A 26,458-nucleotide genomic window follows, 5' to 3' on the forward strand; every position below is an offset into this window, starting at 1 on the left:
TTGACCGTCGCGTAGGCGGGTTCCCGCGCACCTTCTTCAGGTGCTGCGTCCGCCTCGCGCACTGCAAGCGAATGCGTCGCTTCGCTTAAGCAAACTGACGCAAGAAGCGCAGATCGCCTTCGAAGAACAGGCGCAGGTCCTGCACGCCATAACGCAGCATCGTCAAGCGTTCGAGGCCGCTGCCGAACGCAAAGCCGATGTAGCGCTCCGGATCGAGGCCCATGTTGCGAATCACGGTCGGGTGCACCTGGCCCGAGCCCGAGATCTCGAGCCACTTGCCGGCGTTCTTGCCGTGCTCGAACATCATGTCGATTTCGGCCGACGGCTCCGTGAACGGGAAGTACGACGGACGGAAGCGCACCTGAATGTCGTCACGTTCGAAGAACTTCTTGAGGAAGTCGGTGTAAGCACCCTTCAGGTCTGCGAAGCTGATGTTCTCTTCGATCCACAGGCCTTCGACCTGGTTGAACATCGGCGAGTGGGTGGCGTCGCTGTCCACGCGATACGTGCGGCCCGGCACGATCACCTTGATGGGCGGCGTGTGCGTGCGCGCGTAGCGCACCTGCATCGGACTCGTGTGCGTGCGCAACAAAAGCTGACGGCCATCGGCGTCCTTGCCGTCCACGTAGAACGTGTCCTGCATGGAGCGCGCCGGATGGTTTTCCGGGCTGTTGAGCGAGGTGAAGTTGTACCAGTCGGTTTCGATCTCGGGACCGTCGGCCACGTCGAAGCCGATCGAGCCGAAAATGCGCTCGACACGTTCCCACGTCTGCATCACCGGATGCAGGCTGCCCGTGCCAGCGCCGCGGCCCGGCAGCGTGACGTCGATCGCCTCGGCGGCGAGACGCTGGTTCAGGAGCGCGTCCGCGAGCGCCTGGCGGCGCGCGTTGAGCGCAGCTTCCACCTGCTGCTTGACGGCGTTGATGCGCGCGCCTTCGGTCTTGCGCGTTTCCGCGTCAAGCTTGCCGAGGCCCTTGAGCAGTTCGGTCAGCGCGCCGGACTTGCCGAGAAAGCGGGCCTTTTCGTTTTCAAGCGTGTTGACGTCGGGGGCGCCAGCGAACGCGCTTTGCGCGTCGGCGACAATCTGGTCCAGATCCATTGATCCCATCTTTTCAGCGTCAGAGTTTGAGACTTGGAGCATCTCCGCGCTCACGGCACGCCATGATGAAGCCTGGCAATGACCGCGCGAAGACGCTGCATGAAGCGGCGCAAGAAGCGTAATTACCAACAAAAACGGGGCTCGGTGAGGAGCCCCGTTTTTGTTGCAGCATCACCGAGACTACCGGAATGTCTGCTGCAACGAACCTGCGCAATACCTGCTATCAGGCAGCGACGGCGGCCTTCACCTGCTTGACGATCGCAGCAAATGCAGCCTTGTCGAACACAGCCATGTCAGCCAGAACCTTGCGGTCGAGTTCGATCGAAGCCTTCTTCAGGCCGTTGATGAACACGCTGTAGGTCATGTCGTGCTGACGCACCGCCGCGTTGATACGCGTGATCCACAGTGCGCGGAACACACGCTTCTTGTTGCGGCGATCGCGGTAGGCGTACTGGCCTGCGCGCATGACCGCCTGCTTGGCGATGCGATAGACGTTATTGCGACGGCCGCGGTAACCCTTGGCCAGGTTGATGATCTTCTTGTGGCGGGCCCGTGCGGTAACCCCACGTTTGACTCGAGGCATGTTTCGCTCCTATGAGTTATCGGTTGAGGATTACGCGAACGGCAGCATTGCGCGCACGGAGTTCAGATCGGAATCATGAACGGCCGTTGCACCACGCAGATGACGCTTGTTCTTGGTGGTCTTCTTGGTCAGGATGTGACGCTTGAAGGCTTGACCGCGCTTGACGGTACCGCCCGGACGAACCACGAAGCGCTTTGCAGCGCTCTTCTTGGTCTTCATCTTCGGCATGACAGACAACTCCATTATTTGATGGACATGGGTGTGCGGTTGGCGCGGTGTTCACACACCATGCCGGGATTCCGCCCTTCGAAACCCACTCCACTTGTATTGGCGACTGGCTGGCTTTTGAAAAACAAGCTCGCCGCCGCTTTCAGGAAAAGCGCCCGTTTGCTGCACTTCATGTGCAGCGCGCGGGCGCCGTTCCGGAACCTGCTTGCCGCCTTCCGCGCACCCAGGCGCCGAAGACGTCATTGAAAACTGCTTTTGACCGCCGCGCAGACTACGCCGCGCGGCACGCCAATTACTTCTTCTTCTTGGGCGAGAGCACCATGATCATCTGGCGCCCTTCCATCTTCGGCATCTGCTCGACCTGGCCAATCTCTTCGAGATCCGTGCGCAGACGCTCGAGCATGCGCATGCCGATTTCCTGGTGAGCCATTTCACGGCCCCGGAAACGCAACGTGATCTTCGTCTTGTCGCCGTCTTCGAGGAAGCGGACAAGATTACGCAGCTTGACGTTGTAATCGCCGTCATCGGTACCCGGGCGGAATTTGACTTCCTTGACCTGGATGACCTTCTGCTTGAGCTTGGCCTCGTGCTGCTTCTTCGCCTCCGAGTACTTGAACTTGCCGTAGTCCATCAAACGGCAGACCGGGGGCACGGCTTGCGGGGCAATTTCAACCAGATCGACGTCCTGTTGTTCCGACAGGCGGAACGCATCGGCGAGCTTTACGATGCCGAGCGGCTCATTGTCGACTCCGACGAGACGCACTTCGGGCGCAGAAATTTCGCCGTTGATGCGATGCGGCTTTTCAGTAGCGATGTTACGTTTCCTCTAAAAATTAAAAAAACGAGCCGCGCTGCCGGAGTGGCTTACTTGAACGTCCTGACGTCTTGCGCCAGACGCTCAGCAAAGGCTTCGACGGGCATGACACCCAGATCGACGCCGCCACGGGCACGCACGGCTACCGTTTGTGCTTCACGCTCCTTGTCGCCGACGACAAGCAGGTACGGGACCTTCTCAAGCGTGTGCTCGCGTATTTTATAGCTAATTTTCTCGTTGCGCAAATCGGCCACCACTCTAACCCCTTGTTTTTGCAACGTTTGGGCCAGATTCGCGGCATATTCAGCCTGACTTTCCGCGATATTCATCACAACGGCCTGCACCGGAGCGAGCCACGGCGGCATCGCGCCGGCATGGTGCTCGATCAGAATACCGAGGAAACGCTCCATCGAACCGAGGATCGCACGGTGCAGCATGATGGGGCGGCGGCGGCTGTTGTCTTCCGCCACGTACTCGGCGCCAAGACGCTCCGGCAGCACCATGTCGAGCTGCAGCGTGCCGCACTGCCACGAGCGGCCCAGTGCGTCCTTGATGTGGTACTCGACCTTCGGACCGTAGAACGCGCCCTCGCCCGGCAGTTCTTCCCACTGCAGGCCGCAGGCCGTGAGCGCCTCGCGCAGGCCCTGCTCGGCGCGATCCCACGTTTCATCCGTCCCCGCGCGCGAATCCGGGCGCAGCGAGAGCTTGATGTCGATGTGATCGAACCCGAAATCCTTGTAGATGCTCATCGCCAGCGTGTTGAAGGCGATCGACTCGCTGATGATCTGATCTTCCGTACAGAAGATGTGCGCATCGTCCTGGACGAAGCCGCGCACGCGCATCAAGCCGTGCAGCGCGCCCGACGCCTCGTTGCGGTGGCACGAGCCGAACTCCGCATATCGCAGGGGCAGATCGCGATACGAGCGCAGGCCGTGGTTGAACACCTGGACGTGGCCCGGGCAGTTCATCGGCTTGATCGCGTAGTCGCGCTTTTCCGACTCCGTCGTGAACATGTTTTCACGATAGTTCTGCCAGTGACCCGACGCTTCCCACAGCGAGCGGTCCATGATCATCGGCGTCTTGATTTCGTCGTAGCCGGCCACGCGCAGGCGGCCGCGCATGTACTGCTCGACCTGCTGCCAGAGCGTCCAGCCCTTCGGGTGCCAGAACACCATGCCCGGCGACTCGTCCTGCATGTGGAACAGGTCGAGCTGCTTGCCGAGCTTGCGGTGGTCGCGCTTTTCGGCCTCTTCGAGCATGTGGAGGTACTGGTCCTGGTCTTCCTTCTTCGTCCAGGCCGTGCCGTAGATGCGCTGAAGCTGCTCGTTCTTCGCGTCGCCGCGCCAGTAGGCGCCCGCGACCTTCATGAGCTTGAAGACCTTCAACTTGCCCGTGGACGGCACGTGCGGGCCGCGGCACAGGTCCGTGAAGCCGCCGTGCGAGTAAAGCTTGATGTCCTGGTCGCCCGGAATCGACTCGATGATCTCGGCCTTGTACTTCTCGCCGATGCTCTTGAAGTAATCGACGGCTTCGCCGCGCGTGACGACGCGGCGCGACACCGGCTCGTCTTTCTTCGAGAGCTCCAGCATGCGCTTTTCGATCTTCTCGAGATCTTCGGGCGTGAAGGGGCGGCTGTAGGCGAAGTCGTAGTAGAAGCCGTTGTCGATGACCGGCCCGATCGTGACCTGCGCTTCCGGATACAACTCCTTCACCGCGTAGGCCAAAAGGTGAGCCGTGGAGTGACGGATGATGTCGAGGCCGTCGGCGTCCTTTTCCGTGACGATGGCGAGCGATGCGTCGTGATCGATCAGCGTCGACGTATCGACCAGTTCGCCGTCGAGCTTGCCGCCGAGCGCCGCCTTCGCGAGACCGGGGCCAATCGAAGCCGCCACTTCGGCGACCGTGACGGGATGATCGTACTGTCGAACCGAACCGTCGGGCAGACGTATCGCAACCATGTTTTTCTCCAGAAGTGCCGCGCAGGCACATCGTATTGTTCGTGGGGAACAGACCGCGGAAAACTTCGCAGCGAAAAAAAATGCGGCCCCGCTTTCGAGGGGCCGCATTCACTTTTCAAACCTGACTGCAGAGGCGAAAGAGGTCCTCGACTAGCGTCGCTCCGAAGTAGTTTCGGTAAACGTTCGCGGTGTCATAACCGTATTCGCCTTATGGCGCTTCCTTTGCAGGCACAGCGCGCTTGTGCATTTACTGCCTTGAACCCCCGGCAAAGCCAAGGGCTCGATTTCGTTGGTAGGCTCGATTGGACTCGAACCAACGACCCCCACCATGTCAAGGTGGTGCTCTAACCAGCTGAGCTACGAGCCTGAAGAAGAAAGATTATATGAAGTACCCGCAGACTTGGCAAGCATTTTTTGCAGCGCGGCAATCTTTGCCTGCCTCGTCTGACCGCCTCAGCCCCTGCGCGACGCCCGCTGCACCCCGCCCACCTCGCCCAGCAGCACGCAGGCGCGCTGGATCTGCGCCGAACTCGACACTTCAACCGTGAACTGCATGTACGCCGCATTGCGGCGAGACTGCGTCTTTACGCCGATCACGTTCATCTTCTCGCGCGCGAACACTTCGGAGATGTCGCGCAGCAAACCCTGGCGGTCGGTGGCCTCGATCGAGATATCGACCGGGTAGACCGACTGGCCGCGCCCGCCCATCACGTCGGCGGACCACGTGGTGTGCAGCACGCGCTCGGGCGCGCGGTTGGCCATGCGCCGGAAGGTCGGGCAGTCGCTGCGATGGATCGACATGCCCTTGCCGCGCGTGACGAAACCGCTGATCGCGTCGGGCGGCGCGGGCCTGCAACAGCGCGCGAGCTGCGTAAGGAGCGCGTCCACCCCGACGACCAGCACGCCTGACGCCCCGCCATGCGTGACGTTCGCGCCGCTCGCGCGCTTGGTGAGCTGCTCGGGCGTCTCCTCTTCGGGCTCGGCCGTGGGCGCATCGTGCAGCGCGTGCTCGACGTTGCGCAGGCTGAACTCTTCCTTGCCGACCACGCTGAAGAGGTCGTCGGGCGACTTGAAGCCCAGTTTGGCCGCGAGCTGGTCGAGACTCACCGACGTGCGGCCCTCGCGCTGCAGCGTCTTTTCCACCATCGCGCGGCCGTTGGCGATGTTCTCCTGCGCCTCGATCGCGTTGAACCATGCACGCACCTTCTGGCGCGCACGCGGGCTATGCAGATAACCGAGCTGCGGATTGAGCCAATCGCGCGACGGACCGCCCTCCTTCACCGAGACGATTTCGACCGTCTGGCCGTTGCGCAGCTGGGTGTTGAGCGGCACCATCGCGCCATCCACGCGCGCGCCGCGGCAGCGATGGCCCAGCTCGCTGTGCAGGTGGTAGGCGAAGTCGAGCGGCGTTGCACCCTGTGGCAAGGCGATCACACGCGCCTGGGGCGTAAGGACGTAGATGTGGTCGTCATCGAGCGTAGCCTGGCGCAACTGCTCCCACGGCTGGCGCCCATCAGATACATCGTCCTTCCAGGCGAGCAGCTGGCGCAGCCACGCGATCTTCTCGTCGTAGCTGCTGCTCGCGCTGAACTGCCCGCCGTAGCCCTTCGCACCGGCTTCCTTGTAGCGCCAGTGCGCGGCCACGCCGTATTCCGCGAACTGATGCATCTCCTGCGTGCGGATCTGCACCTCGAACGCGCGGCCGTCGTCGCCGATCACGACCGTGTGCAGCGAACGATAACCGTTGGGCTTGGGCCGCGAGATGTAGTCGTCGAATTCCCTCGGCACCGGTTGCCAGAGGTTGTGCACGATGCCGAGCACCGTGTAGCAATCCTTGATGTCGGGCACGATCACGCGGAACGCGCGCACGTCGTAGAGCTCGGAGAAGTCGATCTCCTTGCCGCGCATCTTCTTCCAGATGCTGTAGATGTGCTTGGGCCGCCCGCTCACCTCGGCCTGGATATGCGCCGCGGCAAGCTCGCTTTGCAGCCGCGCAATCGCCTCGGACACGTAGCTCTCGCGCTCGACGCGCTTCTCGTCGAGCAGCTTCGCGATGCGCTTGTAGGTGTCGGGCTCCTGGAAGCGGAACGCGAGGTCTTCGAGTTCCCACTTCAATTGCCAGATGCCCAGCCGGTTGGCGAGCGGCGCGTAGATCTCGAGCGTTTCGTGCGCGATCCCGGGCGCAGGCTTGATCTTCGCCGCCGCATAAAAGCGCAGCGACTGCAGGCGCGACGCGAGCCGGATCAGCACGACGCGGATGTCCTGCGCGAACGCCAGCAGCATCTTGCGCAGCGACTCGACCTGCGCGCGCCGCGCCGCCTGGGCGTCGCGACTTTCGCGGCCCGCTTCGGGCACGGCCTGCTGCGCCGCGCGCAGGCTCACGGTGCCAAGCCGCAAGAGCTTGCGCACGTCGAACACGAGCTTCGCGACTTCCGCGCCGAAGCGCGCTTCGAGCGCGCCTTCCGGATCGTCGAGATGCGGCGCGAGATTGAAGAGCGCCGCAGCGAGCACCGCAGGCGGATCGACGTTGAGCCGGCTCATGATGAATGCCGTGCCCTGCGCATGCTCGATGAGCGGCTCGCCCGTGGAAAGACGTGCGTCACCGGCGTGCTCGCGCACGAACGCAAGCGCGTCGTCGAGTGACGGCAGCGCGCCGGTATCGGCGGAAACCGCGGGGGCGGGAGGTACGGTGTCGCTACTCATGAGGCGATGCCCGCCGGCTTGCCGGACGGGCGACAACGAAAAGGATCAAACAGCTGCGCCGACTGAACGACTCGCGCTCAATCGCGCTGCGCAGCCACCACGACGATCTCGACGAGGCATTCCGGATTCGCGAGCTTCGCTTCGACCGTCGCACGCGGCGGCGTTGCGCCTTGCGCGACCCACTTGTCCCACTCGGCGTTCATGCCGGGGAAATCCTTCATGTCGGCGATATAGATCTGCACCGAGAGTAGCAGCGACTTGTCGCTGTTCGCCTCACCCAGCAGGCGGTCGATGTGGCCGAGCACTTCGCGCATCTGGCCGGCGATGTCCTGCCTGGTGTCCTCGGCGATCTGGCCAGCCAGGTAGACGGTGCCATTGTGGATGGCGGTTTCCGAGAGACGCGGGCCAACGTGGTGACGAATGACTGCCATGAAAATTCCTGTTGAGAAGTGAAAAACGGTCGACTTCCGGGCCGGCGACCTCCAGCGCGCTTGAACGCGCGCCGGAATATGCCGGCCAATCTCATATTATGACGCGCGAACGGCCTCGCCGTCGAAGAAACGGCGCGCGATCGCAATCTGGTTGGGCGCGAGGAAGGCCGGCGCGTGTCCTACGCCCTCGATTTCGACGCTCGATACATGGCGCCCGGTCGCGACCATCTTCTCGACGGTTTCGCGCGAAAGCAGGTCCGAAAGTGCGCCGCGCACGACGAGCACAGGACCTTCGAACGCGGCGAGCGAGCGCCAAAGGAACTTCTCGCCCTCCTCGTTCTGCTCGGGCGTGAGCGACTTGAAGGGCTCCGCAATGCGCGGGTCGTACCGGTAGCGCCACGTGCCTTCGACTTCATGCAGCAACGGCGTATTGATCTCGCGCCATTCATCGGCACTCAGCGGACCGAACGAGGCCGCGAGAAGCGCCGCATTGTCGATGCCATCCTGGAGCGTAGCGAAAGTCCCGCCTTGCCCGACGTACTCGCCGATGCGCGTGAGCGACGCGGGTTCGATATGCGGCCCGACGTCGTTGAGCAGCATGCGGCCGATGGGCGCGCCCGGCAGTCCCGCGAGCGCCATGCCGATCAGGCCGCCCATCGACGTGCCGAACCAGTCCACCTTCTCCACGCCGGTACGTGCGATCAACGTGACCATGTCGGCCACGTACTGCGCGACGCCGTAGCCGCGCGGGTCGAGCAGCCACGACGACAGCCCCCGCCCGGCCACGTCCGGGCACACGACGCGATATTGATCGGCCATCGCGGCGGCGAAGCGGTCGAAGTCGCGCCCCGAGCGCGTGAGTCCGTGCACGCATACGAGCACGCGCGGGTTGGCGGGGTCGCCCCACTCGGTGTACGCGATGCGGTGCAGGCCCGCGGGACTGAGACACTGGACGTATTGCTGGCGCGGCACTGCGGTCGATTCGGTCATCGCGGTTTCCTCGCTCGAAGGCGCATCAAGGCTTTCGGCCGATTGTAAACGGCTTTGCCGCGCGGCATCGGCGGCTAAGCCGCATGCAAACCGTACGCAAAAACGAAACGGGCGAGACCGAAGTCTCGCCCGCCGCAAATCATGCTGACGCTACGACGCTCAGCCCACGGCGCTCACATCGAGCGGCGCGCCGGTCTTCGCCTTGATCTCGTCCACCGTCACGCCCGGTGCGAGTTCGGTCACCTTCAGCCCCGCGTCGCTCACTTCCATCACGCCGAGGTCGGTGATGATGAGATCGACCACGCCCACACCCGTCAGCGGCAGCGTGCAGGCTTCGAGAATCTTGTGCTGGTCGCCCTTCGCCACGTGCTCCATCAGCACGACCACGCGGCCAACGCCCGCCACGAGGTCCATCGCGCCGCCCATGCCCTTGATCATCTTGCCGGGGATCATCCAGTTGGCCAGGTCGCCCTTCTCGCTCACCTGCATCGCGCCGAGGATCGCCAGGTTGATGTGGCCGCCGCGAATCATCGCGAACGAGTCTGCGGACGAGAAAATCGACGAACCCGCCAGCGTCGTCACGGTCTGCTTGCCGGCGTTGATCATGTCGGCGTCCACTTCGTCCTCGGTCGGGAACGGGCCGATACCGAGCAGGCCGTTTTCCGACTGCAGCCACACTTCCACGCCAGCCGGCACGTGGTTGGCCACGAGCGTGGGCAGCCCGATGCCGAGGTTCACGTAGAAGCCGTCCTGCAGTTCCTTCGCCGCGCGCGCGGCCATTTCGTCACGATTCCATGCCATGGTCGGTCTCCTTCCTCAGTTGCCCGCGGGTTTGCCAGCTGCGGCGCGCACGGTGCGTTGTTCGATGCGCTTTTCCGGGTGCGCGTTGAGCACGATGCGCTGCACGAAGATGCCCGGCGTATGGATGGCGTCCGGATCGAGTGCGCCGTTCTCGACGATCTCCTCCACTTCCGCCACGGTGATCTTGCCCGCCATCGCGCACATCGGGTTGAAGTTGCGCGCCGTGCGGCGGAAGATCAGGTTGCCCGACTTGTCGGCCTTCCACGCCTTCACGAGCGCGACGTCTGCCGTGAGCGAATGCTCGAGCACATAGTGCTTGTCGCCGAACTGGCGCGTTTCCTTGCCTTCGGCGATCAGCGTGCCGAAGCCGGTATTCGTGAAGAACGCCGGAATGCCGGCGCCGCCCGCGCGCAGCTTTTCAGCCAGCGTGCCTTGCGGCGTGAATTCGAGTTCGAGTTCGCCCGACAGATACTGGCGCTCGAATTCCTTGTTCTCGCCCACGTAGGACGAGATCATTTTCTTGATCTGGCGCGTCTCCAGCAGCAGGCCGAGGCCGAAGCCGTCCACGCCCGCGTTGTTGCTGATGCAGGTGATGCCCTTCACGCCCGTATCGCGCAGTGCGCCGATCAGCGCTTCGGGAATGCCGCACAGCCCAAAGCCGCCAACCGCGAATGTCTGGCCGTCCTTGACGATGCCCTCGAGCGCGGCAGCCGCGCTTTTATAGACCTTGTTCATCAGTGTGTCCCTTCCTCGAATGGAAATCCGCCAATCCGGTTTGTCGCGCGGACGTCGAGCGCGCCCGGATGTTCAATTCTAGTCATGCCCCGGGGGCGTTGCCGTGAAGCCGGCAGCCCTGCCGGGCGGCGCGCACGGGCCCAAACGAGCCGCGCGAGCCTGGAAAACTGCTCCTCCAATGGGTGCAAAGCGTACGCTGGCCCCCTGTTGCGGCACAATACGCAAAACTACATAAAGCAATACCCGCACCGTCCGCCATGGCCGCTCCAACCCAACCCGTCGAACGCTCCGCTCTCGACTACCAGACCGCGTTCCATCTCGCGCCCATCGGCCTCGTGCTTGCGCGCGAGCGCACCATCGTCGATTGCAACGACCAGGTCGCCGCCATCTTCGGCTGCGTACGCGAGGCGCTGATCGGCCAGTCGTTCCAGGTGCTCTACCCTTCCGCGGACGAGTTCGAGCGCATTGGCGCACGCATCCCGCCGATCATGACGGCGTTAGGCAGCTACGCCGACGACCGCATCATGAAGCGCGCCAATGGCGAGCTCTTCTGGTGTCACGTCACGGGGCGCTCGCTCGATCGCGCCGAGCCGCACGCGGCAGGCGTCTGGACGTTTGAAGACCTGAGCGCGACGCGGCGCGTGGCCATCGAACTCACACCGCGCGAACGCGAGATCGCCGCGCAGCTCGTAACCGGCAAGACCAGCAAGCAGATCGGGCGCGTGCTCGATATCAGCCCGCGCACCGTGGATGTCTATCGCGCGCGCCTCATGCGCAAGTACGACACCGGCAACGCCACCGAGCTGCTGCAGCGGCTGCTCGGCCAGTAAGGGCGCACGCCGTCTGGCAGCGCGCGCCACACGACGCTCAGCCTACCCGGTCGGATTTGACCAGTCCCGCATGCTCGATGGTCGCGCGCAGCATGTCGGGAATCGGCACCGATTTGCCGGCCGCGTAGTCGATCCACACGCAGCGCGCGTTCCCGCGTGCGTAGAGCGTGTCAGGCTCGTCGGCGCGGCGCAGTTCGAAACCGGTGTCGAAGCTGCTGCGGCCGGGCTGGCCAACCGTCATCGTGCAGACGATGTCACCGGGGTAATGCAGCTGCTTGAGGAATTCCATCGAAGCATTGACGATCACGGGGCCCTGTCCGTCGCCGCTCTCCGCGGCCACGCCCAGGTGCTCGAACCAGGAAATGCGCACCTGCTCCATGTAGCGGAAATAAACCGTGTTGTTCACATGGCCGAACGCATCCATGTCGCCCCAGCGGATCGGCATGGTCATTTCAAATACGGGGTGGTAGTCACTCATTGCACTTCAACTTCGTGTTGTTGCGAAAAACAGAATGCCGGCAGACGGCCAGACTCGCCTCAGTTCAGGTGAGCCCGAAACCGTCGTCGGCGGTGATGATCGAACCGTTGATGAACGACGACTCGTCCGCGGCCAGCAGCAGCAGCAGGCCGTCCAGGTCTTCGGGTTTGCCGACGCGATGGCGCGGCAGCATCGAAACGAGCTTTTGCCCCTGCTCGGTCGACCAGTGGTGGTGGTTGATCTCCGTGTCGATGTAGCCTGGGCAGATCGCGTTCACGTTGATGCCGTGGCGGCCCCATTCGAGCGCCATCGCCTTCGTCATATGGACGACCGCGGCCTTGCTGATCGCGTACAGGCCGATTTGCGGCAGCACACGCAGACCGGCCACCGACGCGATATTGATGATGCGGTAGGCCGGCTTCGGGCCGCCGCCGTTGCCGCGCATGATCATGCGCCTGGCGACTTCCTGGGCTACGAAAAAGGCGCCGCGCGTGTTGGTGTCGAACACGTATTCGAAGTCGGCGGGCGTGACGTCGGCGAGCTTTTGCGTCGTGGAGACGCCCGAGTTGTTGACAAGGATATCGATGGTCCCCGCCTCGGTTTCCGCGTGCGCGACCGCCGAGCGAATGCTCTGGTAGTCGGTCACGTCGAGCGAAACGACGTGCGCGGCGCCCCCGCTCGCCTCGATTTCGGCGCGCAGCTCCTTGAGCCGCTCCACGCGGCGGCTCGCCAGCACGACCTTTGCACCCGCCTGCGAGAGCACCTGGGCGAAACGCTTGCCGAGCCCGCTGGAGGCCCCCGTGATCATCGCGACCTTGCCTTCCAGATTGATCGAACGGCCCATTTCCGGTTCCTGTTCAGAAGTAAATAAGCGCCAGAACGCGGCGGGGTCGGCCCGCCAAATCTGACGCCATAGAATAGAACGGTCGTGCTAATGTTAGCCTGTTGGGTTGCGGCACGGGGAACGTTACCCGACAATACGAACCCGAAAAAAGCATTCTAATGGCAAGAGGAGCATTGATGACCCCCGCAAGTCTTTTAGAGCAATACGGCCCACGCGAGTCGATGGAATACGACGTGGTGATCGTTGGCGGCGGCCCCGCCGGGCTGTCTGCCGCGATCCGCCTGAAGCAGCTGGCCGCGGAAAAAGGCACTGAAGTCGGCGTCTGCGTGCTGGAGAAAGGCTCGGAAATCGGGGCGCATATCCTCTCGGGCGCGGTCATGGATCCGCGTGCCCTGAACGAGCTGATTCCGGACTGGAAAGAGCAAGGCGCACCGCTGAACGTGCCCGTGACCGAGGACAAGTTCCTTTTTCTTTCCGAAACGGGGGCTAAATCTGTGCCGAACTGGGCACTGCCCGACAACTTCAAGAACCACGGCAACTACGTCATCAGCCTCGCGAACGTCACGCGCTGGCTGGGCCAGCAGGCCGAGGCGCTGGGCGTCGAAATCTTCCCCGGCTTTCCGGCCGCTGAGGTGCTCTACAACGACGACGGATCGGTCAAGGGCGTCGCCACCGGCAACATGGGTGTGGGCAAGGACGGCGAGCCCACCGAGAACTTCCAGCTCGGCATGGAACTGCACGCGAAGTACACGCTGTTCTGCGAAGGCTGTCGCGGGCATCTGGGCCGTCAGCTGAACGAGAAGTTCAAGCTCGGCAAGGATTCGGATCCGCAGGTCTACGGCATCGGTATCAAGGAACTATGGGAGATCGATCCCTCGAAGCACCAGCCGGGCCTCGTGATCCACACCGCCGGCTGGCCTCTCGAATCCGATACGTACGGCGGCTCGTTCCTGTACCACATCGACAACAACCAGGTGATGGTGGGCTTTGTCGTGGGTCTGGCGTACCAGAACCCGTACCTCTCGCCGTTCGAGGAATTCCAGCGCTACAAGACGCACCCGGAAATCCGCAAGTACCTGGAAGGCGGCAAGCGCGTGTCGTATGGCGCGCGCGCGATCACCGCAGGCGGCCTGATGTCGCTGCCGAAACTCGTGTTCCCGGGCGGTGCGCTCGTGGGCGACGACGCGGGCTTCCTGAACGCCTCGCGCATCAAGGGTAGCCACGCGGCGATCAAGACCGGCATGCTGGCCGCGGACGCGGCATTCGAAGCGGTGCAGGCAGGCCGCCAGAGTGATGAACTCGCGGCCTACCCGGAAGCGTTCAAGCAGTCGTGGCTCCACACGGAGCTGTACAAGGCGCGCAACTTCAAGCAGTGGATGAGCAAGGGCCTGTACCTGGGCACGCTGATGGTGGGCATCGAGCAGAAGCTGCTGGGTGGCAACGTGCCGTGGACGCTGCATCACCAGCATCGCGACCACGAGATGCTGAAACCGGCTTCGCAGTGCAAGCCGATCGAATATCCGAAGCCCGATGGCAAGCTCACGTTCGACCGGCTCTCCTCGGTGTTCATCTCGAACACGAATCACGAGGAAAACCAGCCCGCGCACTTGACGCTCAAGGACGCAAGCGTGCCCGTGAACGTGAACCTGCGCACCTACGCGGGCCCCGAAGCGCGCTTCTGCCCGGCCGCGGTGTACGAGTTCATGAAGAACGACGACGGCAGTGACCGTCTGCAGATCAACGCGCAGAACTGCGTGCACTGCAAGACCTGCGATATCAAGGACCCGACGCAGAACATCGTCTGGGTTACGCCCGAAGGCGGCGGCGGACCGAACTATCCGAATATGTAAGTCCGATAGCCGAAAAAAAGCCGCTTCAGGTGTGAGCCTGAAGCGGCTTTTTTGTTGCCAGCGCAACGAGTGCGGCTTGCGCCGCACCGATCGACTTCACTCGTCGCTGGCCGCGATCTTCGGCGTCGTCACGACGACGTCGGCATTCTGCGCGCGATGGCGCAGCGCGTGATCGATCAGCACGAGCGCGAGCATGGCCTCGGCGATCGGCGTCGCGCGAATGCCCACGCACGGGTCGTGGCGGCCGAAGGTCTCGACCGTCGCGGGCTCGCCCGCCTTGTCGATCGAGCGTCGCGGCGTGCGGATGCTCGAAGTCGGCTTGATGGCGATCGAGACGGTAATGTCCTGTCCCGTCGAAATGCCGCCGAGCACGCCGCCAGCGTGATTACCGTGGAACCCGTTGGGCGTGAGTTCGTCGCCGTGCACCGAGCCGCGCTGTGCGACGCTCGCGAAACCCGCGCCGATCTCCACACCCTTCACCGCATTGATGCCCATCATGGCGTGCGCGATGTCGGCATCGAGGCGGTCGAAGAGCGGCTCGCCCCAGCCTACCGGCACCCCGCTCGCCACCACGTTGATGCGCGCGCCGATCGAGTCGCCGTCCTTGCGCAACGCGTCCATGTAGTCCTCGAGCTGCGGCACGACGTCGGCGTTGGGCACGAAGAACGGGTTCTCGTGCACGTGCTCCCAGCTCACGAACGGCACGTCGATCTCGCCGAGCGCGCGCATGTAGCCGCGCACTTCCACGCCGAAGCGCTCGCGCAGCCACTTCTTCGCCACGGCGCCCGCCGCGACCGTGGGCGCCGTGAGGCGCGCCGACGAGCGGCCGCCGCCGCGGTAGTCGCGAATGCCGTACTTCTGCCAGTAGGTGTAGTCGGCGTGGCCCGGGCGGAAGGTCTCGACGATGTTGCCGTAGTCCTTGCTGCGCTGGTCGGTGTTGCGGATCAGAAGCGCGATGGGCGTGCCCGTCGTGCGCCCTTCGAACACGCCCGAGAGGATCTCGACCTTGTCCTCTTCCTGGCGCTGCGTCACGTGACGCGACGTGCCGGGGCGGCGGCGGTCCAGGTCGGTCTGGATGTCGGCTTCGGTGAGCGCCATGCCGGGCGGGCAGCCGTCGATGACGCAGCCAATGGCCGGACCGTGGGATTCGCCGAAGGTGGTGACGGTGAAAAGCGTACCGAGCGTGTTGCCGGACATGGCGGTCGTCCAAAGTGAATCGGGGAATCTAACATTATGCCAGCCCGCGCGCGGCGACGCCCGACCGGGCGTTCGGGCTGTCGGTCTAGAGAAGGCGGCGCAATGCCGGTTTGGGCGGCTCGTGCGCACCGCGCCGCATGGCCCGGCGTCAGCGCCGCGCGCCGCGCAGTTCCGCCACCGTCTCCTGCAAGCGCTCCAGCGTGGCGTCCGCCGCTGCGATCGGCTCGCCCACCGCGAGCGTCAAACGGCTCGTCAGACCGCGTCGCAGTGGCCGCTCCTGACCGGACCCCGCAAAGCGCGAGAACGCACTGCCCCAAAGCCCGCGCAACGCCATCGGCACGACCGGCACGGGCGAGCGCCTCAAGATTTCGCTCACGCCGTGGCGAAACGGGTTCATTTCCCCTGTGCGCGTGAGCTTGCCCTCGGGAAAAATGCAGACGACGTCGCCCTCGGCCAGTGCGGCCGCGCACGCGTCATAGGCAGCGGCGAGCGCGGCCGGGTCCTCGTGCGCGGGCGCAATCGGAATGGCCTTGGCGTGGCGGAATACCCAGCCGAAGAACGGCGAGCGGAAGATCTGCTGATCCATCACGAAGCGGATCGGCCGCGGGCTCTCGGCCATGATGACGATCGCATCGACATAGCTCACGTGATTGCAGACGAGCACCGCCGCGCCCTCGGCGGGAATGCGTTCGGTGTGGACGAGCCGCACGCGGTAGACCGTATGCACGAGCACCCACGCCACGAAGCGCAGCAGGAACTCCGGCACGAGCGTGTAGATATAGGCCGCCACGACGATATTGAGCAGCGCCGTGGTGAGAAAGATGCCGGGAATGCCGACGCCCGCGGACGTGAGCGCCATCGCCATGAGCGCCGAGACGATCATGAAGAGCGAATTGAGGATGTTGTTCGCGGCGATGATGCGCGCGCGGTGGCTAGGCGCGCTGCGGCTCTGGATCAACGCGTAGAGCGGCACGCTGTAGAAGCCGCCGAACATGGCGAGCAGGAACAGATCCGCGAGCACGCGCCAGTGCGCGGCGGTACGCAGGAATTCGCCCACCGAAAGCAGATGCGACGCGGGAGGCAACGCGTGACTCGCAAAGAAGAGATCAATGCCGAACACGCTCATGCCGATCGAGCCGAGCGGCACGAGGCCCACCTCGATGCGCCGCCGCGAGAGCCGCTCGCAGAGCAGCGAACCCGAGCCGATGCCGAGCGAGAACATCGCGAGCAGCACGGTCACGACGTCGGGGTCGGCCGACATCACGTCCTTCGCGAAATTGAAGAACGAGGCGAGAAACGTTGCGCCCACGAACCAGAGCCACGAGATGCCGAGCAGGCTCAGGAACACGGTGCGGTTTCCATGCGCGAGACGCAGGTTGCGCCAGGTCTCGGAAACCGGATTCCAGTTGATACGCAGGTCCGGCTGTGAAGGCTCGCACGGCGGCACGAAGGCCGACGCCACGCGCCCCACGAGCGCAATGACGATGCACATGCCGCCGAGCCACCATGCGCCAAGCGGCGGCCCGAGGTCCGCATGCGCCGACGCGGGATCCATCGCGCCGATACCCGCCGCCACGCCCCCGACGATCGTGCCGAGCAGAATCGCGACGAACGTGCCCATCTCGACGAGCCCGTTGCCGCCAACCAGTTCATCGGGCGCAAGGCGCTGCGGGAGGTACGCGTACTTGACCGGCCCGAACACGGTGGAATGCACGCCCATCAGGAAGGTGCACGCATATAGCAGCGGCGCGCTATGCATCCAGAAACCGGCCGCGCCGATCAGCATGACCGCGATCTCGAAGGTCTTGACCCAGCGCGTGAGCATCGCCTTGTCGTACTTGTCGGCGACCTGGCCCGAGGTCGCGGAAAACAGCACGAACGGCAAAATGAATATGGCCGAAATGAGGAACGCGACCGTCTTCGGATCGACGCCCGAAAAGCGCGCGGCCTGATAGGTGACGAGCGAGGTGAAGCCGATCTTGAAGACGTTGTCGTTCATCGCCCCGAGGAACTGCGTCCAGAAAAACGGGGCGAAACGACGCTGGCGCAGCAGCGCGAACTGCGAAGCGTGGTCACCCTCCTGGCGTAATTTGCGCTTGTCACGCTGCGCCGCGGGCATCGGTCTATCGTTCATCGAGTAGGAATCGCACTGACAGAATTCATGGGGCCCAGACGCGAAAAAGCGCGCATCACGCGCGCTTTTTCATGCTCACCAACCAGGCGTTAGACGGGCTGCGCTCAGCGCGCCGGCTGACGTTCCTCTTCGGGCCAGTCGCGAATATAGGCCTTGAGCAGCTTGTTCTCGAAGCCCTGCGCTTCCACCACGGCCTTCGCCACGTCATAGAACGAGATCACGCCCATCAGCGAGCGGCTTTCCATGACCGGCAGGTAGCGCACGTGGTGCTCGAGCATCATGCGGCGCACTTCGTCGACCTCGGTTTCCGGCGTGCAGGTGATGGGATGATCGTCCATGACCTTGCGGATCGTCGTGGTGCCGACGCTGCCGCCGTTTGCGCGCAGCGTGAGGATGATCTCGCGGAACGTGAGCATGCCGACCAGATCGCCGTACTCCATGACGACGAGCGAGCCGATATCGTGCTCGGCCATGGTGTTGACTGCCTCGTGCAGCGCAGTGTCGGGCGTGACGGTGAAGAGCGTGTTGCCCTTCACCTTGAGGATGTCGCTGACACGCATGATGTGTCTCCAGGAATGCCGCTAGTAATGGGGGAAATGCTGAAAAGATGCCTACCTGATTCGATCCTAGCGGAAAGATTGTTAAAAGGAAAGCCGCGCGGCGGCCGGTCCAAGGCGTACCGAAACATCTGCCGAAAGCCGTGGCGAGGCGTTTTCCGGCGCGAAAACGGCCACGCGGCGCGCGCCCCATCAGGCCCGAAAAACGCCCGGCCGGGCGTCCCCGCGCCCCGCCGCCGGTGTTACGATGCCCTTCACCCTCGACACCAGGCCGGTTCGCGCCGGCCGCGCCGCCTACGATGTCATCCAATCCCGCATCAAATCCCGACAGCCGCTTCGACACGCTCGCGCTGCATGCGGGCGCGGCGCCCGACCCTGCCACCGGCGCCCGCGCGACGCCGATCTATCTCACGACCTCGTTCTCGTTCCGCGACACCGACCACGCCGCCGCGCTCTTCAACATGGAGCGCGCGGGCCACGTGTACTCGCGCATCTCGAACCCGACCGTCGCCGTGTTCGAAGAGCGCGTGGCCGCGCTCGAAGGCGGCGCGGGCGCGATCGGCACCGCGAGCGGCCAGGCGGCGCTGCATCTCGCAATCGCGACGCTCATGGGCGCGGGCTCGCACATCGTCGCCTCGGCGGCGCTCTACGGCGGCTCGCACAACCTGCTGCACTACACGCTCAAGCGCTTCGGCATCGAGACGACCTTCGTGAAGCCCGGCGACCTCGACGCCTGGCGCGCGGCGCTGCGGCCCAACACGCGCCTGCTGTTCGGCGAGACGCTGGGCAACCCGGGCCTCGACGTGCTCGACATCGAAGCCGTCGCACAGATCGCGCACACGCATGGCGTGCCGCTCCTCGTCGATTCGACGTTCACCACGCCTTACCTGCTGCGCCCCTTCGAGCACGGCGCGGATCTCGTCTATCACTCGGCCACCAAGTTCCTCGGCGGCCATGGCACGACCATCGGCGGCGTGCTGGTCGATGGCGGCACGTTCGACTTCGAGGCGTCGGGCCGCTTTCCCGAACTCACGGAGCCTTATGCGGGCTTTCACGACATGGTGTTCAGCGAGGAAAGCTCGGTCGCGCCCTTCCTGCTGCGCGCGCGCCGCGAGGGCCTGCGCGACTTCGGCGCATGCCTGCATCCGCAGGCCGCGTGGCAATTGCTGCAAGGCATAGAAACGCTGCCGCTGCGCATGGAGCGGCACGTGGCAAACGCGCGGCGCATCGTCGAATATCTCGCCGCACACGAGGCGGTCGAATCGGTCGCGTGGCCGGAGCTGCCGAGCCATCCCGATTACGCGCTTGCCAAGCGCCTGCTGCCGCGTGGCGCGGGCGCCGTGTTCAGCTTCAACCTGCGCGGTGGCCGCGCGGCGGGCAAGCGCTTCATCGAATCGCTCACGCTGTTCTCGCATCTGGCCAACGTCGGCGACGCGCGCTCGCTCGTGATCCACCCCGCCTCGACCACGCATTTCCGCATGGACGCCGCCGCGCTGGCCGCCGCCGGCATCGCGGAGGGCACGATCCGCCTCTCGATCGGGCTCGAAGACCCCGCCGATCTGGTCGATGACCTCAAGCGCGCACTGAAGGCGTCGCAAAAAGCGGAAGCATCGAAAGGGAAGTCCGCCGGCAAGGAGGCGTCATGATCGTCGATGTCGCCGGCAAACCGGTCTATGTCTACACGGCCTCGCACGCGTTCGACCACGCGCTGCCGTTCGCGGTGTTCGTCCACGGCGCGCAGCACGACCACAGCGTTTGGGCCCTGCAATCGCGCTATTTCGCCAACCACGGCTTCAACGCGCTGGCCGTCGATCTGCCCGGCCATCTGCGCAGCGCGGGTCCGGCGCTCACGAGCATCGGCGCGCTCGCCGACTGGCTCGCCGCGCTGCTCGACGCGCTGAACGCCCCGCAGGCCTTCGTCGCCGGCCATAGCATGGGCTCGCTCATCGCGCTCGAATTCGCTGCGCGCCATCCCGAACGCGCGCAGCGCATCGCCCTGCTCGCGACCGCGTTTCCGATGACGGTCGCGCCAAGCCTGCTCGAAGCCGCGCGCGAGCGCGAGCCGGAGGCGATCGCGCTCGTCAACGCGTGGTCGCACTCGACGCTCGCCGCCAAGCCTTCGAGCCCCGGGCCGGGCTTCTGGCTGCGCGGCATGAACCAGCGGCTCATGGAGCGCGTCAGCGCGCGCGGCGAGCCGCAGCTTTTCCATACCGATTTCGCGGCGTGCAATGCCTACGCGGACGGCCTCGCCAGCGCCACGAAGGTGCGCTGCCCGGTGCGCCTGATCCTCGGCAAACGCGACGCGATGACGCCCCCGCGCGCAGCGCGCGCCCTCGCCGAGGTGTTAGCGCAAGCGGGCACGCCCGTCGACACGGTCACGCTGGACGCGGGCCACGCGCTGATGACCGAGCAGCCCGATGCCACGCTCGACGCGCTCTACGCTTTTGCAACGCAGCAAACACCGCGCGTGGGCAACGGCTGACGGCTGTGACTCGCCCGGGTTGCACGGTCGTTCGGAACGCTGGAGAATGGTTGCATCAACCATCCCCTGCGTAGCCGCGCAGAAAGGAGGAGACGATGCAACCCACCACGCATACCGAGCACTTTTCGAGCTTCGCGCAGTTCTATCCGTTCTACCTGAGCGAGCACAGCAATATCATGTCGCGGCGGCTGCATTTCATCGGCTCGCTTGGCGTGATCGGCTTCGTCTGCATGGCGATCGCCACCGGCAACTGGCTCTGGCTGCCGCTTGCCATCGTGTGCGGCTACGGCTTCGCGTGGTTCGGACATTTCAAGTTCGAGAAGAACCGCCCAGCCACCTTCCGTCACCCCATCTACAGCTTGATGGGTGACTGGGTCATGTTCGCGGATATCTGCCGCGGCAAGATTTCCCTCTGATTCGACTCTGATGCGACGGCGCGCCTGTCATGGGCCCGCAGCATCGTCACGCCGCCGGATGCGGGAGCACCGGCGGATGCTCCTCCGTGAGCGCCGGGAGACGCCGCGTCGCGAGCAGCGACGCGAGCGAAATCGCGAGCTTGTCGTTGTCAAGCGCACCCAGTAGCAGGTGCGCGTCGATACTGCTCGACTTGAGTTGATACGCCAGTTCCTCGCGATCGATCGCGAAGCGGTCGAAGATGCGCGTCACCGAAATGCGCGCGGGATTGCCGATCAGCAGGAACAGCGTTTTCGCGCGTTCCTCCTGCTCGAGACGCCCCACGAGCTCATCTTCTTCGAGACCGTCGATCAGGCGCGTAACCGTGGCCAGGTCGCGCCGCAATAACTGCGCGAGTTGCTCGGTCGTGCGGCCCGGCTCCCCCGCTTCCCGCGCATCGGCGAGACCCGCGAGCAGTTCGAGCGCGTCGAGCAGATCGCTGCCCGGAAAGCGCGGCTTGTCGAAGCGCCCGGTGCGGATTTCGGGCAGCGCCGAAGTGATCATTGCGCCCACGAGCGTGATGAACCAGCTCAGGTACATCCACAGCAGGAACATCGGTGCGGCCGCGAAGGCACCATAAACAGCCGTATAAGTCGGAATACGCCGCACGTAGTAGCCAAAGCCGCGCTTGGCCGCCTCGAATGCGATCGCCGCGGCGATGCCGCCCACCAAAGCGTCGCGCCACTGCACGCGGCAGTTCGGCAGATACACGTAGAGCATCGTGAACGCGAGCGACGTAAGCGGCAGCGAGGCGCCGATCAGCATCCAGTCGAGGATGCCCGAAACGTGCTGCTCGGTCGCGATCACGGCCGAACGCGTGAACACGTACGAGGAGATCGACAGGCTCACACCGATCAGGATCGGCCCGAGCGTGAGGATGGCCCAGTAGACGAGCACGCGCTGCGCGAACGGGCGCGCCTTGCGCACACGCCAGATCAGATTGAAGGCCGACTCCACGGTCATCATCGTCATGACCGACGTGACGAAGAGCACGATCATGCCCATCGTCGTGAGACCCTTGGCCTTCGAGGCGAACTGGTTCAGGTACTTGAAGATCTGGCTGTTGATCTGCGCCGGCATGAGGTGGTCGGCGAGAAAGGCCTGCAGCGAGTTCTGGAACGAGGCGAAGATCGGGAACGCGGTGAAAAGCGCAAACGCGACCGTGGCCAGCGGCACGAGCGAGAGCAGCGTGGTGAAGGTGAGGCTGCCCGCGACCTGCGGAATGCGATCTTCGCGACTGCGCCGCGCCGCGAAACGCGCGAGGCGCTTCACGATGTCCAGATCGATCTTCACCCTCGACAGCACATCCATTGGCCTGCTTTCCTCGCCACCGTGAACAGTTCGATTGCCGCGCTTTCTGACCACCCATTTCGCGCGCACGCAGTGTACCTATTTGCCGATGATTTGCGCGTGAAATGCGCGTCGCTCGCCGGTGCGCCGCTGCGGCGGCAGACCCAACCCCTATAATATCCCGTCCACCGACGAGGCCCGATGAAACCGATTCTTGTGCTCTATTACAGCCGGCATGGCGCGACGCGCGAACTCGCACGCGCCATCGCCCAGGGTATCGACAGTGTTCCCGGCGCCGAAGCGCGCGTGCGCACGGTGCCGCCCGTCTCGACGGTCTGCGAGGCCACCGCGCCCGATATCCCCTCCGACGGGCCGCCCTACGTCGAGCTGCGCGACCTCGAAGAATGCGCGGGTCTCGCGCTCGGGTCGCCCACGCGCTTCGGCAACATGGCCGCGCCGCTCAAGTACTTTCTCGACGGCACCACGCCGCAGTGGCTTTCGGGTGCGCTCGCGGGCAAGCCCGCTTGCGTGTTCACGTCGACGGGCAGCCTGCACGGCGGCCAGGAGAGCACGCTGCTCTCGATGATGCTGCCGCTGCTCCATCACGGCATGCTGCTCGTAGGCATCCCCTACACGGAAAGCGCGCTCACGACCACGCAGGGAGGCGGCTCGCCCTACGGCGCCTCGCATCACGCGCGCCAGGACGCGCGCGGCCACGGTTTGAGCGCCGATGAAAAGACACTCGCGAGCGCGCTGGGCGTGCGGCTTGCACGCGCGGCGCTCGCACTCGCCGCCACCGAGCAAGGCCAGCGGCTGTGAACACCCGCGTCGAAGGCGTCACCGAGCCCATCGTCCAGCGTCGCGGCGCCGCGCTCGGCGCCTTTGCGATGCTCGCCGCGCTCACGCTGCTGTGCATTGCGTGGGAATGGCGGCTCGCGCCGCTGCGCCCCGGCGGCAGCGCGCTCGTGCTCAAGGCGGTGCCGCTCGCCCTCGCCCTGCCCGGCGTGCTGCGGCGCAGGCTCTACACGCTGCAATGGGCGGCGATGCTCGTGCTGCTCTACTTCGCGGAAGGCATCGTGCGCGGCATGACCGATCCCGCGCCGGGCAACCGGCTTGGCTGGGTGGAAGTCGCGCTGGCTCTTGGCTTCTTCGCGTGTGCGCTTGCCTACGTCGCGCCGTACAAGCGTGCCGCGAAGCGTGCGGCAAAGGCTGCGAAGCGCGAGTCGGCCTAAGCGATTCCCGCCCGGTGCGTATCGGTCGATGCGCATCCGCCCGCTCTGTCCAAGACCGCTGCGTGAAGGCTATCGCCGTGTCAAACTAGATCTTTGAGCCTCGCGATTTCATGACAATCGCGCCGCGAGCCAGCCCAGCTCAGGCGCGAAACTCCGAGACACCATGACCGACTCCACCCCGACTGCCTGCCAAGCCTTTCTCGACGCCTGCGCCGCCGCCATCGGCGCGCAATACGTGCTGACCGACGCGCACGACACCGCGCCCTACCTCGCCGACTGGCGCCGCCGCTACCAGGGCGCGGCCTTCGCCGTGCTCTGCCCGGCCAATACGCAGGAAGTCGCCGCGGTCGTGAAGCTCGCGCATGAGCACCACGTGGCGCTCGTGCCGCAAGGCGGCAACACCGGCCTCGCGGGCGGTGCGACGCCGGACGCGAGCGGCAACCAGGCCGTGCTGAGCCTGCGCCGCCTGAACCGCGTGCGCGAAATCGATCCGCACAACAACACGATCACCGTCGAAGCCGGTGTGATCCTCGCCGAAGTCCAGGCGCGCGCAAAGGATGCGGGCCGCCTCTTCCCGCTTTCGCTCGCGGCCGAAGGCAGTTGCACGATCGGCGGCAATCTCTCGACCAACGCGGGCGGCACTGGCGTGCTGCGCTATGGCAACACGCGCGAGTTGTGTCTCGGCCTCGAAGTCGTCACGCCGCAAGGCGAAATCTGGGACGGTCTGCGCGGGCTGCGCAAGGACAACACCGGCTACGATCTGCGCGATCTCTTCATCGGCGCGGAAGGCACGCTCGGCATCATCACCGCTGCGGTCATGAAGCTGCATCCGCTGCCGGCCGCACGCGTCACGGCGCTCGCCGCGCTCGGCTCGGCACATGCGGCGCTCGACTTCCTCGCGCTCGCGCAGCGCTACGCGGGGCCGCTGCTCACGGGCTTCGAGCTGATGTCGGACTTCTGCATGTCGCTCGTCGGCCATCATTTCCCGCAACTGCGCTATCCGTTCGCGGAGCATCACGCGCAAGTGGTGCTGCTCGAACTGTCGGACAACGAAAGCGAAGAGCACGCGCGCGCGCTCTTCGAGCGGCTCATGGAAGAAGCGCTCGAACAAGGTCTCGTGGAAGACGCCGTGGTCGCGGAAAGCCTGGCGCAGTCGCAGGCGTTCTGGAACATCCGCGAGCACATTCCGCTCGCGCAAGCGCAGGAAGGGTTGAACATCAAGCACGATATCGGCGTGCCGATCTCGCGCATCGGCCATTTCATCGAGGAAACCGATGCCGAAATCGCCCGCGCGGTGCCCGGCGCGCGCATGGTCACCTTCGGCCATCTCGGCGACGGCAATCTGCACTACAACGTGCAGGCGCCCGAAGGCGGCGACCCGAAGCGCTTCCTCGCCGAAAACGAGAAGACGCTGAACCGCATCGTGTACGACAGCGTGGATCGCCATCGCGGCACGATCAGTGCGGAACACGGCCTCGGGCAGTTGAAGATCGACGAGAACATGCACTACAAGAGCGAGGTCGAACTCGCGCTGATGCGCGCGATCAAGACCGCGCTCGATCCGCTGAACCTGATGAATCCGGGGAAAGTGCTGCGCTGAACGCGCAGGACGCAAGGAGCCGACATCGTGTTGAAGATCCGCGTGCTGTCCGACCTGCATCTGGAAAACGACGAGCCCGACACGATCCCGCATGCGCAGGCCGATCTCGTCGTGCTCGCGGGCGACATCCACAATCATGGGCTGGGCTTGCGCTGGGCGGCGGAAACGTTCGATCCGCAGGTGCCGGTGGTGTACGTGCCCGGCAATCACGAGTACTACGACGGCGACCTCGGCGCGCTGGAAACGGCGATGCGCGATGCCGCTTTCACGCTCGACAACGTGCACTTTCTCAACGACGGCGTGTACGTCGATCCCGCGGGCCGCTTTCGCGTGCTCGGCACGACGCTATGGGCCGACTTCGCACTCTTCGGCGCCGACGATGCCACGCGTGAAGCCGCCATTGCGGCAGCGATGCGCGTGATGCTCGACTTTCGCGGATTGATTCAGGTCTCGTGGCCGGACAGCCCGCATGCAGGCGCCCGCGACTTCACGCCGGCCGACTCGCTCGCGCTCCATGCGCGTTCGCGCGCATGGCTCGAAGCGGAACTGGCGAAGCCCTTCGCGGGCGAGACGATCGTCGTCACGCACCACGCGCCGCACAAAGGGAGTCTCGCGCCACGCTACGCGGAGGATCTGGTGTCGGCGGGATTCGTGAGCGATCTCGAGGCGCTGGTGCGCGCGCCTGTCGCGCTATGGATACATGGCCACACGCATACGTGCTTCGACTACACGGTCAACGGCACGCGCGTGGTGTGCAATCCGCGCGGCTATCGAGACCGCCGCACTGGGCAGCCGGAAAATCCGGCCTTTGCGTGGGACAAGGTGGTGGAAATCTAGCGAGGCAAACGTGCCCGCAACTTTAGCGCATGCGTGCGTCGTCGCGGCGCACGCGCAGCGTGACAGGCTGGAGCTGCGCGCGACGCATGCGCAGCAGATCGCGCGATGCCGCGATGCCGATCAGGCCCATCATCACGGCGATGCCGATCATCAGATGCGTATCCATTCGAGTTCCCGGTATTGGCAAAAAGTGGGTTGCGTGAAACAGTCCCGCTACCTTACCAAGTCGCCGCGCCGCCGGGCGTAAGGAAGTGTTGCCATCTGCGCAAGCTGTAACAGGCTGTCACAGCCCGCGCGCGCCTATTGCGCCTATTGACCAGGCGCAAGCGCAG

The 26,458-nt window shown here is 64.7% G+C and carries 26 protein-coding genes and 1 tRNA gene; 9 read left to right on the top strand and 18 right to left on the bottom strand.

Annotation, left to right across the window (positions count from 1 at the left end):
* Nucleotides 1-85 precede the first annotated feature (85 nt).
* The 11 genes from pheS to E1N52_RS07570 all read right to left on the bottom strand — a co-directional run bounded on the left by pheS (nucleotide 86) and on the right by E1N52_RS07570 (nucleotide 10,342).
* Entirely contained in the window at nucleotides 86-1,099 is a 1,014-nt protein-coding gene (gene pheS, locus E1N52_RS07520) for a phenylalanine--tRNA ligase subunit alpha (RefSeq protein WP_165979345.1), read from the bottom strand.
* Between the two features lie 223 nt (nucleotides 1,100-1,322).
* Entirely contained in the window at nucleotides 1,323-1,682 is a 360-nt protein-coding gene (gene rplT / locus E1N52_RS07525; RefSeq protein ID WP_004192938.1) for a 50S ribosomal protein L20, read from the bottom strand.
* A 30-nt stretch (nucleotides 1,683-1,712) separates the two neighbouring features.
* Nucleotides 1,713-1,910 (bottom strand): 50S ribosomal protein L35, encoded by a 198-nt coding sequence (gene rpmI, locus E1N52_RS07530; protein ID WP_004191477.1) that lies wholly within the window; start codon nucleotides 1,908-1,910, stop codon nucleotides 1,713-1,715.
* 292 nt (nucleotides 1,911-2,202) lie between these two features.
* Complete coding sequence (gene infC, locus E1N52_RS07535) at nucleotides 2,203-2,724, bottom strand: translation initiation factor IF-3 (RefSeq protein WP_133181590.1); 522 nt, start codon at nucleotides 2,722-2,724, stop codon at nucleotides 2,203-2,205.
* Between the two features lie 50 nt (nucleotides 2,725-2,774).
* Nucleotides 2,775-4,682: a threonine--tRNA ligase gene (thrS, locus tag E1N52_RS07540; protein ID WP_133181592.1), complete on the bottom strand. Its 1,908-nt coding sequence runs from the start codon at nucleotides 4,680-4,682 to the stop codon at nucleotides 2,775-2,777.
* 290 nt (nucleotides 4,683-4,972) lie between these two features.
* A tRNA-Val gene (locus E1N52_RS07545) sits at nucleotides 4,973-5,049 on the bottom strand.
* 86 nt (nucleotides 5,050-5,135) lie between these two features.
* Complete coding sequence (locus tag E1N52_RS07550) at nucleotides 5,136-7,385, bottom strand: RelA/SpoT family protein (RefSeq protein ID WP_133181593.1); 2,250 nt, start codon at nucleotides 7,383-7,385, stop codon at nucleotides 5,136-5,138.
* A 77-nt stretch (nucleotides 7,386-7,462) separates the two neighbouring features.
* Nucleotides 7,463-7,816 (bottom strand): RidA family protein, encoded by a 354-nt coding sequence (locus E1N52_RS07555; protein WP_133181595.1) that lies wholly within the window; start codon nucleotides 7,814-7,816, stop codon nucleotides 7,463-7,465.
* 96 nt (nucleotides 7,817-7,912) lie between these two features.
* Nucleotides 7,913-8,806, bottom strand: a complete 894-nt coding sequence (locus E1N52_RS07560) for an alpha/beta fold hydrolase (RefSeq protein ID WP_133181597.1) — start codon at nucleotides 8,804-8,806, stop codon at nucleotides 7,913-7,915.
* Between the two features lie 159 nt (nucleotides 8,807-8,965).
* Nucleotides 8,966-9,607 carry a CoA transferase subunit B gene (locus E1N52_RS07565; RefSeq protein ID WP_042264618.1) on the bottom strand — a complete coding sequence of 214 codons (642 nt, stop codon included), beginning with the start codon at nucleotides 9,605-9,607 and terminating at the stop codon, nucleotides 8,966-8,968.
* A 15-nt stretch (nucleotides 9,608-9,622) separates the two neighbouring features.
* Nucleotides 9,623-10,342: a CoA transferase subunit A gene (locus E1N52_RS07570; RefSeq protein WP_133181599.1), complete on the bottom strand. Its 720-nt coding sequence runs from the start codon at nucleotides 10,340-10,342 to the stop codon at nucleotides 9,623-9,625.
* A gap of 257 nt (nucleotides 10,343-10,599) precedes the next feature.
* Between E1N52_RS07570 and E1N52_RS07575 the strand changes: the two genes are divergently transcribed.
* Entirely contained in the window at nucleotides 10,600-11,172 is a 573-nt protein-coding gene (locus tag E1N52_RS07575) for a LuxR C-terminal-related transcriptional regulator (protein ID WP_133181601.1), read from the top strand.
* 37 nt (nucleotides 11,173-11,209) lie between these two features.
* On the opposite strand, the gene E1N52_RS07580 is transcribed toward E1N52_RS07575, so the two are convergent.
* Together E1N52_RS07580 and E1N52_RS07585 are read right to left on the bottom strand one after the other, a co-directional pair.
* Complete coding sequence (locus E1N52_RS07580) at nucleotides 11,210-11,650, bottom strand: acyl-CoA thioesterase (protein WP_028204259.1); 441 nt, start codon at nucleotides 11,648-11,650, stop codon at nucleotides 11,210-11,212.
* Between the two features lie 64 nt (nucleotides 11,651-11,714).
* The gene (locus E1N52_RS07585) at nucleotides 11,715-12,494 is read right to left on the bottom strand and encodes an SDR family oxidoreductase (protein WP_133181603.1); all 780 of its coding nucleotides are present in this window, start codon (nucleotides 12,492-12,494) and stop codon (nucleotides 11,715-11,717) included.
* 176 nt (nucleotides 12,495-12,670) lie between these two features.
* Between E1N52_RS07585 and E1N52_RS07590 the strand changes: the two genes are divergently transcribed.
* Entirely contained in the window at nucleotides 12,671-14,344 is a 1,674-nt protein-coding gene (locus E1N52_RS07590) for an electron transfer flavoprotein-ubiquinone oxidoreductase (RefSeq protein ID WP_133181604.1), read from the top strand.
* 96 nt (nucleotides 14,345-14,440) lie between these two features.
* Here E1N52_RS07590 and aroC read toward each other — a convergent pair whose 3' ends face one another.
* From aroC to E1N52_RS07605, 3 genes are all read right to left on the bottom strand, one after another.
* Entirely contained in the window at nucleotides 14,441-15,541 is a 1,101-nt protein-coding gene (gene aroC, locus E1N52_RS07595; protein ID WP_133181606.1) for a chorismate synthase, read from the bottom strand.
* A gap of 148 nt (nucleotides 15,542-15,689) precedes the next feature.
* Entirely contained in the window at nucleotides 15,690-17,675 is a 1,986-nt protein-coding gene (locus E1N52_RS07600; RefSeq protein ID WP_133181608.1) for an MFS transporter, read from the bottom strand.
* Nucleotides 17,676-17,779: 104 nt separating this feature from the next.
* On the bottom strand, nucleotides 17,780-18,235 hold the full coding sequence (locus E1N52_RS07605; protein WP_028214657.1) for a CBS domain-containing protein: 456 nt from the start codon (nucleotides 18,233-18,235) through the stop codon (nucleotides 17,780-17,782).
* 296 nt (nucleotides 18,236-18,531) lie between these two features.
* On the opposite strand from E1N52_RS07605, the gene E1N52_RS07610 reads away from it, so the two are divergent.
* From E1N52_RS07610 to E1N52_RS07620, 3 genes are all read left to right on the top strand, one after another.
* Entirely contained in the window at nucleotides 18,532-19,878 is a 1,347-nt protein-coding gene (locus E1N52_RS07610) for an O-acetylhomoserine aminocarboxypropyltransferase (protein WP_133181610.1), read from the top strand.
* Complete coding sequence (locus E1N52_RS07615) at nucleotides 19,875-20,714, top strand: alpha/beta fold hydrolase (protein ID WP_133181612.1); 840 nt, start codon at nucleotides 19,875-19,877, stop codon at nucleotides 20,712-20,714. Before E1N52_RS07610 ends, E1N52_RS07615 begins: the two co-directional genes overlap by 4 nt.
* A 95-nt stretch (nucleotides 20,715-20,809) precedes the next feature.
* Nucleotides 20,810-21,130 carry an Mpo1-like protein gene (locus tag E1N52_RS07620; RefSeq protein WP_133181613.1) on the top strand — a complete coding sequence of 107 codons (321 nt, stop codon included), beginning with the start codon at nucleotides 20,810-20,812 and terminating at the stop codon, nucleotides 21,128-21,130.
* A gap of 46 nt (nucleotides 21,131-21,176) precedes the next feature.
* Here E1N52_RS07620 and E1N52_RS07625 read toward each other — a convergent pair whose 3' ends face one another.
* On the bottom strand, nucleotides 21,177-22,478 hold the full coding sequence (locus E1N52_RS07625; RefSeq protein WP_205965587.1) for a YihY family inner membrane protein: 1,302 nt from the start codon (nucleotides 22,476-22,478) through the stop codon (nucleotides 21,177-21,179).
* Between the two features lie 180 nt (nucleotides 22,479-22,658).
* Here E1N52_RS07625 and wrbA point away from each other — a divergent pair, with 180 nt between their 5' ends.
* From wrbA to E1N52_RS07645, 4 genes are all read left to right on the top strand, one after another.
* The gene (wrbA, locus tag E1N52_RS07630) at nucleotides 22,659-23,276 is read left to right on the top strand and encodes an NAD(P)H:quinone oxidoreductase (RefSeq protein WP_133181615.1); all 618 of its coding nucleotides are present in this window, start codon (nucleotides 22,659-22,661) and stop codon (nucleotides 23,274-23,276) included.
* Between the two features lie 68 nt (nucleotides 23,277-23,344).
* Nucleotides 23,345-23,689: a DUF2069 domain-containing protein gene (locus E1N52_RS07635; RefSeq protein WP_133181696.1), complete on the top strand. Its 345-nt coding sequence runs from the start codon at nucleotides 23,345-23,347 to the stop codon at nucleotides 23,687-23,689.
* Between the two features lie 163 nt (nucleotides 23,690-23,852).
* Nucleotides 23,853-25,289: an FAD-binding oxidoreductase gene (locus tag E1N52_RS07640; RefSeq protein WP_133181617.1), complete on the top strand. Its 1,437-nt coding sequence runs from the start codon at nucleotides 23,853-23,855 to the stop codon at nucleotides 25,287-25,289.
* A gap of 30 nt (nucleotides 25,290-25,319) precedes the next feature.
* A complete protein-coding gene (locus E1N52_RS07645) occupies nucleotides 25,320-26,126 on the top strand; it encodes a metallophosphoesterase (protein ID WP_133181698.1) in 807 nt (268 codons plus the stop codon).
* Between the two features lie 22 nt (nucleotides 26,127-26,148).
* On the opposite strand, the gene E1N52_RS44005 is transcribed toward E1N52_RS07645, so the two are convergent.
* Nucleotides 26,149-26,292 (bottom strand): hypothetical protein, encoded by a 144-nt coding sequence (locus tag E1N52_RS44005; protein WP_165979346.1) that lies wholly within the window; start codon nucleotides 26,290-26,292, stop codon nucleotides 26,149-26,151.
* Nucleotides 26,293-26,458: the final 166 nt, after the last annotated feature.

The sequence above is a fragment of the Paraburkholderia guartelaensis genome (assembly GCF_004353905.1).
GTDB lineage: Bacteria > Pseudomonadota > Gammaproteobacteria > Burkholderiales > Burkholderiaceae > Paraburkholderia > Paraburkholderia guartelaensis.

Excerpts from the sequence above, each read along its gene's own strand:
- pheS (WP_165979345.1), bottom strand. The coding sequence starts at position 1,099 with ATGGATCTGGACCAGATTGTCGCCGACGCGCAAAGCGCGTTCGCTGGC.
- rplT (WP_004192938.1), bottom strand. The coding sequence starts at position 1,682 with ATGCCTCGAGTCAAACGTGGGGTTACCGCACGGGCCCGCCACAAGAAG.
- rpmI (WP_004191477.1), bottom strand. The coding sequence starts at position 1,910 with ATGCCGAAGATGAAGACCAAGAAGAGCGCTGCAAAGCGCTTCGTGGTT.
- thrS (WP_133181592.1), bottom strand. The coding sequence starts at position 4,682 with ATGGTTGCGATACGTCTGCCCGACGGTTCGGTTCGACAGTACGATCAT.
- E1N52_RS07550 (WP_133181593.1), bottom strand. The coding sequence starts at position 7,385 with ATGAGTAGCGACACCGTACCTCCCGCCCCCGCGGTTTCCGCCGATACC.
- E1N52_RS07555 (WP_133181595.1), bottom strand. The coding sequence starts at position 7,816 with ATGGCAGTCATTCGTCACCACGTTGGCCCGCGTCTCTCGGAAACCGCC.
- E1N52_RS07560 (WP_133181597.1), bottom strand. The coding sequence starts at position 8,806 with ATGACCGAATCGACCGCAGTGCCGCGCCAGCAATACGTCCAGTGTCTC.
- E1N52_RS07565 (WP_042264618.1), bottom strand. The coding sequence starts at position 9,607 with ATGGCATGGAATCGTGACGAAATGGCCGCGCGCGCGGCGAAGGAACTG.
- E1N52_RS07570 (WP_133181599.1), bottom strand. The coding sequence starts at position 10,342 with ATGAACAAGGTCTATAAAAGCGCGGCTGCCGCGCTCGAGGGCATCGTC.
- E1N52_RS07575 (WP_133181601.1), top strand. The coding sequence starts at position 10,600 with ATGGCCGCTCCAACCCAACCCGTCGAACGCTCCGCTCTCGACTACCAG.
- E1N52_RS07580 (WP_028204259.1), bottom strand. The coding sequence starts at position 11,650 with ATGAGTGACTACCACCCCGTATTTGAAATGACCATGCCGATCCGCTGG.
- E1N52_RS07585 (WP_133181603.1), bottom strand. The coding sequence starts at position 12,494 with ATGGGCCGTTCGATCAATCTGGAAGGCAAGGTCGCGATGATCACGGGG.
- E1N52_RS07590 (WP_133181604.1), top strand. The coding sequence starts at position 12,671 with ATGACCCCCGCAAGTCTTTTAGAGCAATACGGCCCACGCGAGTCGATG.
- aroC (WP_133181606.1), bottom strand. The coding sequence starts at position 15,541 with ATGTCCGGCAACACGCTCGGTACGCTTTTCACCGTCACCACCTTCGGC.
- E1N52_RS07600 (WP_133181608.1), bottom strand. The coding sequence starts at position 17,675 with ATGAACGATAGACCGATGCCCGCGGCGCAGCGTGACAAGCGCAAATTA.
- E1N52_RS07605 (WP_028214657.1), bottom strand. The coding sequence starts at position 18,235 with ATGCGTGTCAGCGACATCCTCAAGGTGAAGGGCAACACGCTCTTCACC.
- E1N52_RS07610 (WP_133181610.1), top strand. The coding sequence starts at position 18,532 with ATGTCATCCAATCCCGCATCAAATCCCGACAGCCGCTTCGACACGCTC.
- E1N52_RS07615 (WP_133181612.1), top strand. The coding sequence starts at position 19,875 with ATGATCGTCGATGTCGCCGGCAAACCGGTCTATGTCTACACGGCCTCG.
- E1N52_RS07620 (WP_133181613.1), top strand. The coding sequence starts at position 20,810 with ATGCAACCCACCACGCATACCGAGCACTTTTCGAGCTTCGCGCAGTTC.
- E1N52_RS07625 (WP_205965587.1), bottom strand. The coding sequence starts at position 22,478 with ATGGATGTGCTGTCGAGGGTGAAGATCGATCTGGACATCGTGAAGCGC.
- wrbA (WP_133181615.1), top strand. The coding sequence starts at position 22,659 with ATGAAACCGATTCTTGTGCTCTATTACAGCCGGCATGGCGCGACGCGC.
- E1N52_RS07635 (WP_133181696.1), top strand. The coding sequence starts at position 23,345 with ATGCTCGCCGCGCTCACGCTGCTGTGCATTGCGTGGGAATGGCGGCTC.
- E1N52_RS07640 (WP_133181617.1), top strand. The coding sequence starts at position 23,853 with ATGACCGACTCCACCCCGACTGCCTGCCAAGCCTTTCTCGACGCCTGC.
- E1N52_RS44005 (WP_165979346.1), bottom strand. The coding sequence starts at position 26,292 with ATGGATACGCATCTGATGATCGGCATCGCCGTGATGATGGGCCTGATC.